The sequence below is a fragment of the Desulfogranum marinum genome, from assembly GCF_016918565.1.
GTDB classification, from domain to species: Bacteria; Desulfobacterota; Desulfobulbia; order Desulfobulbales; family Desulfobulbaceae; genus Desulfogranum; species Desulfogranum marinum.
In genome coordinates this window covers 84,484-101,120 of the sequence record NZ_JAFFQD010000014.1, presented here as the reverse complement: position 1 = coordinate 101,120, position 16,637 = coordinate 84,484, and the positions used below count along the sequence as shown (strand labels likewise).

Annotated in this window: 9 protein-coding genes; all 9 read left to right on the top strand. The window is 48.4% G+C overall.

Annotated elements, in window-relative coordinates:
• Positions 1-113: 113 nt before the first annotated feature.
• The 9 genes from guaA to JWH17_RS09825 all read left to right on the top strand — a co-directional run bounded on the left by guaA (position 114) and on the right by JWH17_RS09825 (position 16,538).
• Entirely contained in the window at positions 114-1,664 is a 1,551-nt protein-coding gene (gene guaA, locus JWH17_RS09865; protein WP_205222441.1) for a glutamine-hydrolyzing GMP synthase, read from the top strand.
• 10 nt (positions 1,665-1,674) lie between these two features.
• Positions 1,675-2,457 carry a LabA-like NYN domain-containing protein gene (locus JWH17_RS09860; protein WP_205222440.1) on the top strand — a complete coding sequence of 261 codons (783 nt, stop codon included), beginning with the start codon at positions 1,675-1,677 and terminating at the stop codon, positions 2,455-2,457.
• A 358-nt stretch (positions 2,458-2,815) separates the two neighbouring features.
• The gene (glk, locus tag JWH17_RS09855; RefSeq protein WP_205222439.1) at positions 2,816-3,838 is read left to right on the top strand and encodes a glucokinase; all 1,023 of its coding nucleotides are present in this window, start codon (positions 2,816-2,818) and stop codon (positions 3,836-3,838) included.
• A gap of 19 nt (positions 3,839-3,857) precedes the next feature.
• Positions 3,858-4,559 carry a TVP38/TMEM64 family protein gene (locus JWH17_RS09850; protein ID WP_205222438.1) on the top strand — a complete coding sequence of 234 codons (702 nt, stop codon included), beginning with the start codon at positions 3,858-3,860 and terminating at the stop codon, positions 4,557-4,559.
• A 19-nt stretch (positions 4,560-4,578) separates the two neighbouring features.
• Positions 4,579-6,048: a dihydrolipoyl dehydrogenase family protein gene (locus JWH17_RS09845; RefSeq protein WP_205222437.1), complete on the top strand. Its 1,470-nt coding sequence runs from the start codon at positions 4,579-4,581 to the stop codon at positions 6,046-6,048.
• Between the two features lie 153 nt (positions 6,049-6,201).
• Positions 6,202-7,668, top strand: a complete 1,467-nt coding sequence (locus JWH17_RS09840; RefSeq protein WP_205222436.1) for a DegQ family serine endoprotease — start codon at positions 6,202-6,204, stop codon at positions 7,666-7,668.
• Between the two features lie 147 nt (positions 7,669-7,815).
• A complete protein-coding gene (gene acnA / locus JWH17_RS09835) occupies positions 7,816-10,554 on the top strand; it encodes an aconitate hydratase AcnA (protein WP_205222435.1) in 2,739 nt (912 codons plus the stop codon).
• 72 nt (positions 10,555-10,626) lie between these two features.
• On the top strand, positions 10,627-12,144 hold the full coding sequence (locus JWH17_RS09830) for a B12-binding domain-containing radical SAM protein (protein ID WP_205222434.1): 1,518 nt from the start codon (positions 10,627-10,629) through the stop codon (positions 12,142-12,144).
• 350 nt (positions 12,145-12,494) lie between these two features.
• Positions 12,495-16,538 carry a hypothetical protein gene (locus JWH17_RS09825; RefSeq protein ID WP_205222433.1) on the top strand — a complete coding sequence of 1,348 codons (4,044 nt, stop codon included), beginning with the start codon at positions 12,495-12,497 and terminating at the stop codon, positions 16,536-16,538.
• Positions 16,539-16,637 lie beyond the last annotated feature (99 nt).

Sequence of the window (16,637 nt, the reverse complement as noted above, 5' to 3'; positions counted from 1 at the left end):
ATTCATAGCCAAAAACTTTGAACCTGACGCAGCCTGCATCCATAATAAATCCGGGCTAAAGGTCCATACAACCATGGAACGTACACTTATCAACCACAGACAAACTACATGATATGACAAGTCATTCCGAAAAAATCATCATCCTCGACTTTGGCTCACAGACCACTCAACTCATTGCACGCCGCATCCGCGAGCAAAAAGTGTACAGTGAAATTCACCCTTATACCCTGCCGCTTGATGAACTCAAGGCAATGCACCCAACCGGAATTATTCTCTCCGGCGGTCCGGCAAGTGTGTATGATGAAGATGCTCCGATAAGTGACCCGCAAATATTTGAAATGGGGGTTCCTGTTCTTGGTATCTGTTACGGCGCCCAGTTGATGATGGTCCAAAACGGCGGCCGAGTAGAAAAAGCTGAAAAACGAGAATTCGGCAAAGCTGATCTTGTCATCGACTATACTGCCGGCCTCTTTGCAGGTATGGAAACCGGGCCATCGCATTATCAGGTGTGGATGAGCCACGGTGATCGTATTGAAGAACTTGCCTCCGGCTTTTCTGTAACTGCGACCAGTAACCACTCTCCCTATGCAGCTCTCCGTCATGAACAAAAACCTTTTGTCGCAGTGCAGTTTCATCCGGAAGTCGCGCACACGCTTATTGGTAATGATGTCCTGCGCAATTTCATTTTTGGTATCTGTGGATGTAAACCAGAATGGACAATGCATTCCTTTATCGATGCAACAGTCAAGGAAATTCAAGAAAAAGTAGGGGAGGAAAAGGTCATCTGTGCCCTTTCCGGCGGAGTTGACTCATCGGTGGTTGCCGCTCTGATCCACAAGGCTATTGGCGACCAACTAACGTGTATCTATGTCAATAATGGCCTTATGAGGACCGGAGAGTCTGAAAGTATTCTTAATTTTTTCAACCAGAAAACCAGTCTGCAGCTCATCGATGTCAATGCGGAATCATTCTTTCTGGAAAAACTGCAAGGTATTGCAGATCCCGAAGAAAAAAGGAAAAGAATTGGCTTTGGGTTTATAGAAATATTTGAGAAAGAAGCGAAAAAATTGGGTGATGTGAAATTTCTAGCCCAAGGTACCCTGTACCCGGACGTGATCGAATCGGTCGTCTTCCGGGGGAAGGCTCCTATTAAATCCCATCATAATGTGGGCGGGTTACCGGAAAGAATGCATCTTGACCTGATTGAACCGCTCAGGGAACTCTTTAAGGATGAAGTTCGCGAACTCGGGCTCGAGCTCGGCCTCCCGGAACAGGCCATCTACCGTCAGCCTTTTCCAGGCCCCGGCCTTGGAATCCGTATCATGGGTGAGGTCACCGGTGAGCGCCTTCACATCCTTCGCCAGGCAGATGTTATCGTTCTAGAAGAGATAAGAGATGCCGGCTGGTACCGCAAGGTCTGGCAGTCTTTTGCGGTGTTGCTTCCGATCCAGACTGTTGGAGTTATGGGGGACGGACGAACCTATGAGCATGTTATTGCTTTACGATGCGTTGATTCCATAGACGCGATGACCGCGGATTGGTCACGCCTGCCCTATGATATTCTCGGTCGTATTTCCAACCGAATTATCAATGAGGTTCGAGGCGTTAACCGCGTCGTGTATGACATTTCATCAAAGCCTCCATCCACTATCGAATGGGAATAAAGAGTATATTATGCTGAAAACAGGCATCTACGTTGATGCCGAAAACATCAAAATGAGCGGTGGATATGGCATGCGTTACGATGTCCTGGTGGACATTGCCAACGAAGGCCATTCCGCCCTGCTCAGGGCCAATTGTTACCTTGCTGAAGATCGCGAAAGGACCCAAAGCGATCAGGAGTATCGCCAAAAAGTGTACTCCTATCACGATATTCTCCGCCAGTGCGGATTCAAGGTGATTAAAAAATATGTGCGTCGCTTTCAAGATGACGAAGGTAATATAACGACCAAGGCTAATGCTGATATGGATCTGGCCATTGATGCCCTGTTGCAGGCGCGCAACCTTGATCGCATTATCCTGCTCACTGGTGATGGTGACTTTATTCGCTTGATTATCGCCTTACAAAATATGGGATGCAGGGTTGAAGTGATCGGTTTCCATAATGTGAGTAATGCGTTACGAGAGGTTGCCGACTCGTACATGTCCGGCTTCCTCATCCCCGGTCTTCTTCCTATCAACACTCATTGCTCCCAGGATTGCGCCCATGATCAATGGCAACGCGGTACGGTAGCTAATTTTAATATGGAAAGAGGATTTGGCTTTTTCCGCTACTACCGATTGCAAAATAAACGCCTTTTTCCATACACTGTCTTTTTTCACCTCTCTAAATCTACCCTGGGTTCGGATCAATATTTCCTTGATCAAGGAAGAATTTTCGAATTTCGTATCGTTGAAAACCCTGCAAACAATAACCGCTCAGAGGCATGGGATATCAGGCTCCTCAAAGAGCCATGACCTGCTGCACTCTATCTTGTCACTCTTTTTCCAACAGTGACAAGATATTTGCGTTCTTGATTGAATCATACTTAACCGATGGTTATGCTTTAACCAGTGGATTATGTATATCCTTTATAATCAAATGGATGTGAGACCTGCGACCATGAAAGGCTCTTGAGAATTATTTTTTTCTAACAGCTAACCCGAAAGGGGAACTTTTTGATTGAAAATAAAAAACAGACTGTTAACTGAGTGTATAATTAAAAAGTTCATGAGAAATTCGGGCTAGGTTTTTCTCCTGCACGCAGGCTCCTAATCACAGGGCGGTTATGTTCCCTCTTTTTTAAATTCGAAAAAGGCACACCTCCTCAGCACCATGATTGACAACGCACTTCTTTTAGCCGGTGATATAGGCGGTACCAAAACAACCCTCGCGCTGTACCACCAGGGGCAATCGCCCGCGCACCCGCTGGCTCAACATACTTTTCAAAATAGCAGGGCAACAGATTTTCATCAACTCATCGAGCGGTTCCTCCAGCAAACTAAATCAAGTCCTGGTTTCGCCTGCTTTGGTATTGCCGGTCCTGTGCTTGGCAACCAGGCAGAAATGACAAATCTTGACTGGACTATCTCTGGCGAAGATCTTCAGCAACAATTTCACTTTCAACAGGCTTTCTTGATCAACGATTTGGTTGCGACTACCATGGGAGCAGTCCTGCTGCCGGTGGCCGACCTCCAGACACTCAATATCGGCAGTCCTGTAGCAGGTTCTGCGGTTGCAGTGCTTGCCCCTGGCACCGGACTGGGACAGAGCTTCTTAACCTATGACGGCACGCAGTTCGTTCCCCACCCATCTGAAGGTGGTCACATTAGTTTTGCACCTAGAGATACACGACAAATGCAGTTGCTTGCCCACTTACAGCAGAAATATGCACATGTCTCTGCTGAACGCGTCTGTTCCGGCAGCGGATTACCCAATCTGCTTGACTTTATGCAGACACAGATACCGATGCCCCCTCAATTTACCCACGACCTGGCCTCTGCCATTGATAAAACACCGGTAATCGTGAGCACTGCTCTTGAAGCTTTACATAATAATCAAACCAACCATATTGCCTTGCAAACTGTTTTCCTTTTTGTAGATATCCTTGCCGATCAGGCAGCCAACCTAGCCCTGACCACCATGGCCCTGGGGGGAATTTTTCTTGGCGGTGGGCTTGCTCCAAGACTTGCCCCCTTTATTAACCAGGAACATTTCATGACTCTTTTTACCAGAGGCATTTATCACGACCTGTTACAAAATATTCCTATCAAAATTATAATCAATCCGCAGACAGCAACCATGGGTGCAGCTGCATACGGATTTCAAAAAATAGCAACACTAAAAAACATTTCTTAGCTGGTTCATAGGAGCTGTTATGAGCAAAAGCATGATCAAAAAGGTCATCATCATCTCTGTTATCCTTGTCCTGGTCCTGCTCTTCAAATTTTTCGGATTGGGCGACTACCTGAGCCTTGACTTTCTCAAACAAAAGCAAGATGCCCTGCTGAGTATGTACGAAGCTCGACCACTGCTTATTTTATCCCTCTATTGCTTCACCTATATTGGTGTGACAGCGCTTTCCCTTCCAGGGGCGGCAGTAATGACTCTGGCCGGCGGCGGACTGTTTGGTCTGTTCACAGGCACAGTTGCGGTCTCTTTTTCCTCAACCATCGGAGCCACTCTGGCCTGTATCGTCGCCCGTTTTCTGTTACGTGACTGGGTGCAAAAAAAATTCGGAGATAAACTGGTAAAAATCAACCAAGGAATGGCTAAGGAGGGTGGTTTTTATTTGTTCAGTCTCCGACTGGTACCGCTGTTTCCCTTTTTTGTGATCAATCTGGTCATGGGATTGACATCAATTCGCCTGGTCACCTACTACTGGGTCTCTCAGCTGGGCATGCTGCCGGCGACCATTGTTTACGTTAATGCCGGAAAAGAATTAGCAAAGATCGACAGCCTGGCCGGCATCCTCTCACCACGTCTCATTGTTTCTTTTGCCTTGCTCGGCTTCCTGCCGATTCTCACCAAAAAACTCCTTGCACTGTATCAAGCAAAAAAAGGGTATCCCTCCAGCTAACTGGAAATGGAGAGAAAAAATGCATAAATATGAATATGATATAGGTATTATTGGTGGCGGCGCAGCAGGACTGACCATCACAGCCGGTGCTGCCCAACTGGGGGCGCGAACGCTACTGATAGAAAAAGAACAGCTCCTGGGAGGTGACTGCCTCCATTATGGGTGTGTTCCCAGTAAAACCCTTATCAAATCAGCCCACGTTTACCACAATATCAAACAAAGCCAAAAATTCGGTCTGCCGCAAGCTACCATCGGACCTGTACACTTCCCCGATATTGCAGACCGTGTTCAGCGGGTGATCAATACCATCCAGGTCCATGATTCGGTGGAGCGTTTTTGCAAGCTTGGTGCCCAGGTTGCCTTTGGTCATCCTGAATTTATAGACGAACACGCTGTACGCCTCAACGGAAAGAACCATTCTGCAAAATTCTGGGTCATTGCAACCGGATCTGAACCTTCACCACCGGAAGGGGAACCGCTTACTCATATAGACTACATTACCAATAAAGACATCTTCTCCCTGGATGCTTTACCCAAATCCATGGTGGTCCTTGGTGCGGGTCCCATAGCCATGGAGATGGCCCAGGCCTTTAACCGGCTTGGCACCGCTGTCACAGTTGTCCAGCGCTCAGCACAAATTCTCAGTAAAGAAGACAAGGATATGGCTGATACGGTCATGGAGGTACTTACCCAAGAAGGGATTCGGTTTTATCTCAATGCTACCGTAGTTGAAGCCCATCGAAAAAATGGGGTCAAAAACATTGTGATAGAGGGAAGCGGTGGCCAACGGGAAACATTGACGGCTGACACAGTTCTTCTTGCCCAGGGACGCTCACCTAATGTGCGCAATCTAGGGCTGGACCATATAGGCCTGAACTACAGTCCTTCAGGGATTGCCGTTGATCAACGACTGCGAACCAACCATCCACATATTTTTGCCGCTGGTGATATCACCGGTCGATTTCAATTCACTCATGCTGCGGGGTATGAAGGTGGTATAGTTGTGTCTAACACTCTTTTTCGCCTGCCGCGCAAGGCCGACTATACCTGGATGCCGTGGTGTACATACACTGATCCGGAACTGGCCTCCCTTGGCTATAATGAAAAAAGAGCACGTGCAGCCGGAATTGACTTTACAGTATGGACCGAAGAGTTCAGCAACAACGATCGAGCACAGGCCGAAGGAGAAACCACCGGCAAGCTCAAGCTACTGCTCAACGACAAGGAAAAACCGATAGGTGTGCAGATTGCAGGTCCAAGGGCCGGCGACCTGCTCGGTGAATGGGTCGCCATCCTCAGTGGCGGTGTCAAGCTCTCAACCCTGGCAGGAACCGTACATCCCTACCCCACGCTGGGGGAAATCAACAAAAGAGTAGCAGGCAGTTATCTATCGCCGAAAATTTTTTCCAACACTGTGAAAAAAGGACTACAGTTCTTTTTCCAGCTCAAAGGACCGGTAAGCGACCCCTGCTCTAGACTTGAGAACTAACCCCCGGCCTTGACTAACGCGCATGGAAGTATAATTATATTGGAGGAATTTTAAACGCCTGTTGCAAACGTTTATAATCCACCATCGGGAAGTGTCGTGCTCAGCATAAAGGCATCCCGGACTGAAAACATGTACCTTTAGGAGAATTTGTGAATGCAAATTAATCAACATTTTTCAAGGAGAACCCTACGCAGCGCCCTTGTTTTCTGCGTTATAGCTTTATTCACAACTATCAATGTCCACGCTCAGGATGAAGCTGACATAGCCCTGCTTGACCGCTCTGCCAAAGCCTTTGCCTCGGTGGTCAAAAAGGCTGGTCCTGCAGTGGTTCATGTGGCGGTTGAAAAAGCTATGACCGGTGGCATGCAAGTCAGCCCCCACGATTTTTTTAATGACCCGTTTTTTGAGCGATTCTTCGGGCCCCAGTTCAAACAGCCTCGCGGGAAGCAGCAGCCTCGCCAATATCGTCAGCAGGGTGCAGGGTCGGGATTTATTTTTGACAGCAACGGCTATATCCTTACCAATAACCATGTGGTTGAAGGTGCTGAAAAAATAACGGTCCGCCTTGATGATAAACGGGAGTTCAAAGCTAAAGTCATCGGCACCGATCCTCAATCCGATGTGGCCATCATCAAGATTGACGGTACAAACCTGCCGACCCTTCCCTTGGGGAATTCAGACAATCTGGAAGTTGGCGAATGGGTCATTGCCATCGGAAGTCCTTTTGAGCTTAACCAAACGGTAACGGTTGGTGTGGTAAGTGCCAAAGGACGGAACCGGGTGGGCATCACTGATTATGAAAATTTTATTCAGACCGATGCTGCCATTAACCCCGGCAACTCAGGTGGCCCCTTGCTGAATATACATGGGGAAGCCATTGGTCTTAATACTGCTATTTTTTCAAAAAGTGGTGGTTATATGGGGATAGGCTTTGCCATTCCCATCAACATGGCTCAGTCCATCAAGCAACAGTTACTCGACCACGGCAAAGTTACCCGTGGTTGGTTAGGTGTCGTGATCCAGGATGTGACAGAAGACCTGGCAGACTCCTTTGGATTGGATAATACCAGTGGTGTTTTGATCGCAGAAGTTAGCGATGATTCACCCGCTGCCAAAGCCGGTCTCAAACAGGGGGATGTCCTGGTTGCTCTAGACACTGTTCCCTTGGCCAATGTAGCTGACCTGCGCAACAAAATTGCCATGACTCCACCAGATTCAAAAGTCAGCCTGAAACTTATCAGAGACGGAAAGACTAAAAATATATCAGTTACCATTGGTCAACAACCAGCAAACATGTCCGCAAGGCAACCGGCCGGCACATCACAAACGACGACCCTGGGAGAATTTGGGCTATCGCTCCAGGAACTCACCCCTGAACTTGCTGAACAATTTGAATACGAGCAAAACCAAGGTGTTTTGATTACGGCGGTTGAGCCGGACAGCCCTGCCGGACGGATCGGCCTGCAGGCCGGACAATTGATTGAAGAGGTGAACAGACAGCAGGTGGACAGCCTCTCTGCATTGAAAAAAGTTCTATCCTCCAGCAAAAATAAAAACCAGGTGCTTCTCCGCATCCGCTCAGGCAAATCAAGCCAATACGTTGTACTGAGAAACGAATAACCTGGTAGCCTCTACGAGCCGGTGGATATATTCCACCGGCCTATCTTCTTTCTTTCCTGTCTTTTCCGGGCCGCAAAACAGTAAAGGGTCTATTGGTTGTTAATAAATACCCGTACATCCAGCCACCACTTTCACGCAGGAGATCATATGTCTCACCAGATTGATTTTTCACGTTTCGATTCCAGACAGGAGTTCACTTCCAACGGAAAGTCATACTCCCATTACGCTGTCAAGAGTCTTGACGATCTCGGGTTTGGCCCAGTGTCCAGATACCCTTTTTCTATCCGCATCCTGCTTGAAAATTTGCTTCGCTATTTCCACCGTAACATGGTGACAGGCAGCCAGCTCGAGGCCCTGGCTTCATGGCGACCAGACGTTTTACCCAACATGGGCATTCCCTTTATGCCAAGTCGAGTTGTTCTCCAGGATTTCACAGGCGTTCCTGCTTTGGTCGATCTTGCAGCACTTCGCTCGGCTGTTGCCCGCAATGGAGGTGACCCTGCGTCCATGAACCCGTTCATTCCGGTGGATTTGGTAATAGACCACTCCATCCAAGTGGACAAGTATGGGTCAAAGGATGCGTTCAACTTTAACGTTGCCCGTGAAATGGAGCGTAACCGGGAACGGTATACCATGCTCCACTGGGGGCAGAAGGCATTTGATAATTTCCGGGTCGTCCCACCTGGAACCGGCATTGTCCACCAAGTCAACCTTGAATACCTTGCCACCGTTACCCAAACAGAACAACAAAACGGAATCAACTATATTTATCCAGACAGTGTTTTAGGCACAGATTCCCACACCACCATGATAAACGGGATAGGTGTCATGGGATGGGGCGTCGGCGGCATCGAGGCTGAAGCAGTACTACTTGCCCAACCATACACCCTGCAGATCCCTGAAGTTATAGGAATGCGCTTAAACGGTTCCCTTCCCCCGGGAACAACAGCCACTGACCTGGTGTTGACCATCACTAAATTTCTACGTGAAAAAGGAGTCGTGGGCAGATTCGTGGAGTTCTTCGGACCTGGGTTAGATACGCTTACACTTCCCGACCGGGCGACCATCGCCAACATGGCCCCTGAATATGGTGCAACCATGGGCTTTTTCCCGGTGGATAAGGAAACCCTGCGCTATCTGCGCAACAGTGGCAGAACGGAAGAGCAAGTACAACTGGTTGCCGATTATTTTCAGGCGGCGGACCTCCTGTATACATCAACCACGGCTGATCCGGAATATACCGCTGTGTACGATATCAACTTAGGTGACACTGTCCCCTCCCTGTCTGGACCTCGAAGGCCGCAGGATTTATTACCTTTGTCTGCAGTAACTCATGATTTTTATAACCAGTTTTCCAAACAGCTGGATGACCGCTCAACAGCCATTGAAGCGGGCAATATGGACGGTTGTCCCACCTGTGACACCACACCCGTTGCATGCGGCTCTCCTGACAAAAAATGCGATGAGCTCACCAACGGCTCCGTTGTTATTGCAGCGATTACCAGTTGCACCAACACCTCCAATCCAGACGTGATGATCGGTGCGGCACTGCTGGCCCGTAAGGCAGTGCAACTGGGCTTGCACTGCAAACCTTGGGTGAAAACAAGCCTTGCCCCCGGTTCCAAGGTGGTGACAAGCTACCTTGAAAAAAGTAATCTGTTGCCTGATCTTGAAACACTTGGCTTCAATCTTGTCGGCTATGGCTGCACCACCTGCATCGGGAATAGTGGCCCCCTGGACAAGACAGTGGCAGATACCATTCAGAATAAGCAGCTTATCACTGCAGCGGTACTGAGCGGTAACCGAAATTTCGAAGCCCGTATTCACCCGCAAATTCATGCTAACTACCTGGCCTCCCCTCTGCTGGTGATTGCCTACGCCCTTGCCGGGACAGTTTTGATTAATATGGAAACCGACCCGTTGGGCATGAGTGCTGCCGGCGAACCTGTTTACTTGAAAGATATATGGCCTACCAAAGAAGAAATACGTGAAACCGTACAAGAGGCCGTCACCGCTGACCTGTTCGTGGACAGTTATGCAACCGTTTTTGACGGCGACGAACAGTGGCAACAGCTCCACGGTGGCAGTGATAGTCTCTTTCCCTGGGACAGCGAATCCTCTTATATCCGCGAACCACCTTTTTTTACAGGTCTCAGCAAAGAATTACCACCAACAACCAATATTCAACAGGCCAGGATTCTCGCTCTGTTTGGTGACACCATAACCACTGACCATATCTCTCCAGCAGGGGCTATTGCGCCGGATAGTCCTGCAGGTATGTATTTACAAAACCTTGGCATCAGCCCCGATAACTTTAACTCCTATGGTTCAAGACGGGGTAATCATGAAGTCATGCTCCGTGGCACCTTTGCCAATATTCGCATTCGCAACCTTATGGTTGATCGGGAAGGGGGGTACACTAAATTAATGCCGACCGACGAAGAAGTGTCCATTTATGATGCTGCAATGCAGTATCAACAAGCAGGTACGCCGCTGGTTGTCTTTGGCGGCAAAGATTACGGAACCGGAAGTTCCAGAGATTGGGCTGCCAAAGGGACAATGCTGCTTGGCGTACGTGCAGTGATTGTTTCTTCCTTTGAAAGAATCCACCGTTCAAATCTGGTGGGAATGGGAGTGCTGCCCCTGCAATTTGAGCCAGGCACAGACATTCAAACACTGCATCTCAACGGAAAAGAAGTCGTTTCCATTGCAGGTCTAGATGGTGAGCTTACACCAAACCAACAACTTGAGCTGTGTATTGAAAGACCTGATAACAGTCAAATAACCGTACCGGTCACCCTTCGCCTGGATAACGAGATGGAGATCGATTATTTTCGCAACGGTGGTATACTGCACAAAGTCCTGCGCCAGATAATCACCGGGTAACCATACCCAAAGGCAGGTAATGGTTGTGAAATCAGTTCGTTGCCTGCCTTTTTTCTGAATTAGAATCTCCATATGCCTGATATAGTTTTAACCACTTTAAATGCACGTTATATTCACGCCTCCATCGGACTACGCTCCCTGCTTGCAAACCTCAAGGAACTGGAATCAAAAGCGGAAATTATCGAGTTTACCACCGCGGATCGGCTCCAGGACATCGCTGAAAAAATTCTGGCCCTTCAGCCGCGCATTATAGGCATAGGGGTCTATATATGGAATGTACTTCAGGTTGCACAGCTCACTCAAATTATCAAACTCCTCTCTCCAGAGAGCATCGTCGTGCTTGGTGGTCCGGAAGCCGGCCACCCTCCCTACAGAGTGAATCTGGACGCCGCTGACCATATCATCGTAGGAGAGGGGGAAACCAGTTTTTATCAACTCTGTCGGACCTTATCAGCCCGACCTGGATCAGCGGACAGAATCATTGGCCCAGTCCTTCCAGATATCGACACGCTCCGCCTGCCCTACGACTATTACAGTGAGCAGGACATACAACACCGGACTCTTTATGTAGAGGCCTCTCGAGGCTGCCCGTATACATGTGAGTTTTGCCTGTCCTCCATTGACAAGCAGGTGCGATATTTTGATATAGACAGCTTTCTCAACGCTTTGGAAAGCCTGTGGCAGCGCGGTGCCAGAAATATCAAGTTTATCGACAGAACCTTCAACCTGAATACAGATCGCGTCATCCGGATACTCGACTTCTTTCTCGCTAAAAGCCCTCCTTACCTGGTCCATTTTGAAGTCGTTCCTGATTACTTCCCAGCCCCAATTAAACAACGATTGGCACAGTTTCCGGCGGGCTCGTTGCAACTTGAAGTGGGTATTCAGACCCTGAACCCTTCGGTGGCAGCAGCGATCCACCGTAGGCTGGATATGGTCAAATTACAAGAAAACCTGCACTTTCTCCAGCATCAGACCAACGCCCATCTCCACCTCGATCTTATTGTCGGTCTTCCAGGGGAATCCCTGGAAAGTTTTGCCCGCAATCTCAACACTCTCACCACACTGACCACGGGAGAAATACAGCTCGGTGTCCTCAAAAAACTCTCAGGCACCACCATCAATCGGCATGACCTGGTACACAGCATGGTGTATTCACCTTTGCCGCCTTATGAAATACTGGCCAATGACCTCATCGATTTTCCAGCCATGCAGCAATTTAAACGCTTTGCCCGCTTCTGGGATCTCCTCCACAACAGCGGCAATTTTCGTGGTAGCGTTACCCTCCTCTGGCAGGACACAGATACATACAGTGGCTTTGCTGCCTTTTCCTCCTGGCTCTATCAAAACACGCTCTCAACCTGGCAGATTTCCCTTCGCAGAATGGCTGAACTTCTTTTTCACTTTCTGGTCGAGGAAAAACAGTTGCCCCCTGCAATGGTTGCAGACAGCATTGCAGCAGATATGCAAAAAGTGCAGGGACGCAGGCTCCCCCCTATCATCAGGGAGCACACCACTGTTCCATTACGAAAAAACAAGCAAAAAAGTTCATCAAGTCCGGGTAAACGACAGCAAAAACATCTCTTATAGCTTGTTCACCTCTGCTTGCAAACCATCTGGTTTTGCTTTTTTTCTGCTCGGATGCACCGTTCACATGTACAGCTGCTCAACGGCTGAAGATCACTTTTATGCAGAATGCATTTCTCCGCTACCAATCTAGCCACTTTGTGCTATGCTTTTCTTTGTACTAAATAGAATACTTAATCCGAATTTCTCATGAACTTTTTGATTTTAAACTCAATTAATTGATATTATTGATTCAAGAGCAATTGTACAATTAACAGTCTGTTTTTCGTTTTCAATCAAAAAGATCCCCATTCGGGCTGATAGGGTGCCAGTCCTACTTTTTCATCATTATAGAGTGTTTTGCGGAGGTTTCCATGCTCCATCACAAGCAATCATTTTTTTGGATAGTATCAGTTCTCGCCTGCTTCTTCTGCTTGCCGGTTGCAGCAGCAGATATTCCCCAGCAACTTGAGCCATGGGTCCCCTGGGTATTGCACGATCAGGACAACAGGTTGTGTACATCCTCGTTTGATGGCGAAAAAAAATTCTGTGTATGGCCTCACCCTCTTCAACTGGAAGTACAGGCCAATGCGGGACATTTTTCGCAGACGTGGGAGATGAAAAAGGCAGGCTGGATTATCCTTCCGGGCCAAACAAAATATTGGCCGCAACAGGTGGTCATCAACAATGAGCCTGCACTGGTGGTTAACCAAGAGGGTATTCCAGCACTGCATGTTGCACAACCTGGAGTCTATATTATTCAGGGGAATTTCACCTGGACAAGCCCCCCGGAATCAATCAGCATTCCAGCCGGTACCGCTATTGTCGACTTCAAGCTCAACGGCAAAAAGACGCTTGCTGATATAAACAACAACACCCTATGGCTTTCCGGCAGGTCCTCATCACAAAAGATTAAGGGCGAAGATACTGTTCAGACTCAAGTTTACCGGCATATTAACGATACGATTCCGATGGTGATCACCAGTCAAATCGAGGTACAGGTGTCGGGAACGCCCCGTGAAATCCTGATTGACTGGCAGCTTCCTGAAAATCAAATACCGATAAGCCTGCACTGCTCCCTACCGGTGAAAATCGGAACAGACAACCGTATTCACATGCAGGCCCGGCCCGGCAATTATACAATCGTCTATAAGTCACGCCTGCCAGGTCAAGTGGACAGCTTATTGTTTTCCCTTGCACAGGCAGGACCGGAAAGCGAATATTGGAGTTTTGAAGCACACAATCAGCTGCGAATGGTAAAAATAAACAGCCAGGCCGTAGTGGTTGACCCAACCCAGACAACTCTTCCCCAAGCCTGGCACAAATTTCCCTCGTATCTGATAAAAAAAGGGCAATCACTGAACTTTGAAACCTTGAAAAGAGGGGATCCGGAACCGGCCCCCAATCGTCTTGCTGTCCATCGCACTCTGTGGCTGGACAGCAATGGTCAAGGGATGACCATCAAGGACGACCTCTCAGGAACGGTCACCCAGCAACCACGACTTACCATGCAGTCACCAGCCAAGCTCGGTAGGATGGTCATCAATGGAAGAGATCAGTTGATAACCAGGATGACAAAAGACGGGCCCGAAGGGGTCGAGGTAAGGCAGGGTACAATCAACGGCCTGGCGGTAAGTAGGATAGAAAATACAACAACGTTTCCAGCTGGTGGCTGGAGCCAAAGCATACACAAACTTTCAGCTGAGGTCGTCCTCCCTCCTGGTTGGAAATTATTGTATGCATCCGGTGTTGATTCTGCCAAAACATGGATCTCCCAATGGACACTGCTTGATTGCTTTATTGTACTTATCATTGTCATCGCCACGTTCAAGCTACTGGGGGCTGTAAAAGGAACGGTAGCTCTTATTGCCCTGGTACTCTCCTATCATGACCGTGATGCACCGATATTTATCTGGCTTGGTTTACTCGCCTGCATCGCCATGGGTAGAGCAATGCCGAATACAAAAATTGCAACATCAATACTGCGGCTTAAGCCTGCACTCCTGGTGGGGCTCGTCATCATAATCCTTCCTTACAGTGTCGAACAGCTTCGAATAGGTTTTTTTCCCCAGTTGGAGAAGGTATCTCACCCTTACTCCCCTCCTGTTAAAGAGATGGCATTCGAGACTGCCGCCGACAACGAAAAGAATGCTCTCCCGCAGGCTGCAGGGAGATATGCGGCCAAGGCAAAGCCCAATATTGCACCCTCGTCTGCCGGTCTTCATTATCGGCCCGATCAACAGCTGGAACAACAATACGATGTCCAGTCCAAGGTACAGGCAGGCCCAGGCCTGCCCACCCAAAAATGGCGAGTCATTCGACTGTCCTGGAGCGGACCGGTAGAAAAAGAACTGGAGCTCAACCTGTTGCTCTCCTCTCCTCTGGTTAACCTCCTGCTTATATTAGTAAAAGTTGCTGCTGTTTATCTGCTTGCTTTTTTTATGGCTGAACTGAAAAAAGAGACGATTATTCCATGGAACAAGACGGTATCAAAGGCAAACGCTACCGCTCTGGCCGTGCTGTTTACACTTGCCGCAAGCTCTGTGGAACCAGGATACTGTACAGCGTATCCCAGCCCTGAGTTACTGGAAACCCTTCGCACCAGATTACTGGAGCCGGCTCCCTGTTTCCCGGATTGCGCGGATTTGAGCACTATGGATATAAACCTCCATAGCAATGAAATCACAGTAAAAATACAGGCTAATTGCAGTGCAGATTCGGCTGTAACACTGCCCCAGGGAGAAGGCATCTTCTGGCAAGCGATCACGGTTAACCAGCAATCAACGCCCGCCTTTGCCGATCAGCAGAATATATGGCTTCCGCTTCCCACCGGCCAACAGGAAATACAGCTTTTCGGAAAAGTCAACAGATCGGACATACAAATGTTTCTTCCTGTGCCCCCGCATGTTGTCACTTTTGACGGACAAGGTGAATGGTCGGTTGCCGGACTCGACAACAATAGTGTTCCCGAGGATCGACTCCAGTTTATTAAACAAGAGACACAGGCACAACAAGCCGACTTTGGTACGTCCACCCTGCCGCCGCTTATGCAGGTAGAAAGAATTCTTCACCTTGGCCTGCAGTGGCGCGTTGAAACAATAGTTACCAGGCTCTCCCCGCAGGGAACTGCCGTCTTTCTCTCTCTCCCCCTGCTTGCAGGAGAATCAGTGACAGATGCAGCATATAAAGTGGAAGATAGTACAATTGCCGTCAATTTTGCTCCCCATGAGCAGCGAAAGACATGGCACTCAGCATTTAATAAACAGACACAGGTAACCTTACAGGCTCCACAGACTACACAGTGGTATGAAATATGGCGAATTAATGCGAGCCCGATCTGGCATGTGGAAACAAATGGCATTTCTCCTATTCATCACCATTCCAAAAAGGGAGTATGGCAACCGGTATGGCATCCCTGGGGAAATGAGCAGCTTATCTTAAACGTCTCCAGACCAGAAGGTATTCCCGGCTCCACCAAGACAATAGAATCAAGTACACTGAAAATCACCCCCGGAATCAGGTCAACCAGCATGCAGCTCGACTTTACCATTCGGTCTACCCGTGGTGATCAGCAACAGATCGTTTTACCCGATGGATCCATTGTCCAGTCAGTCAGTATAAATGGTCGGAAACAACCGGTGAAAAAAGACAACATCGTTGTGATTCCACTGACTCCGGGTACCCAAAAAATAGCCATTGACTGGAGAACGCCAAGCGGTATAAGCGCTCTGTATCAGGTACCGCAAATAGATCTCGGCAACGACAGTGTAAATGCAAATATAGAGATACAAATCGGTAAACGATGGGTCTGGTTCGTCAAAGGACCTAAGATGGGACCAGCTATTCTTTTTTACAGCGAATTGCTGGTTATCCTGCTGGTATCATTCTTCTTGGGCAGGTCAAAGCTGACACCGCTGAAGAGTTATCACTGGATGATTCTGGGGTTTGGTTTATGCCAGAGTGGCCTTGTACCTTGTCTGATTATTGTTGGCTGGTTTATAGCCCTTAAAATACGGCTGGAAAAAGGCAATGCATTGCAAGGCGCTTGGTTTAATCTGGCGCAAATTATGCTCGTCGCACTCACCCTCTTCACCATCGGTGCATTGGTTTTTGCGGTCCGCAACGGCCTACTCGGACATCCTGATATGTTGATTGCCGGGAATAATTCAAGCAGCTTCCTGCTCAGATGGTACCAGGATCGAGTCACAGGAGGCCTCCTTCCACAGCCCATGGTCATTTCCATACCCATGATCGCCTATCGCGTGACCATGCTCGCCTGGGCATTGTGGCTTGCTTTCCACCTTCTGCAATGGGTAAAATGGGGTTGGTCCTGTTTTACCAATGAGCGGTCCTGGACACCAGTACGGATTGCCCGTCGTAAAAAGGTGAGTAAATCGGAAAGTTCCGCCGAATCATAAGATTGCAGGAGAGTTGTGGTGTTACAGAGGAGTTACCACAAAGAATGTTTTTGCTGCCAAGTTATCGGGAACAAACGCGAAGTTGGACGTGATTAAAAC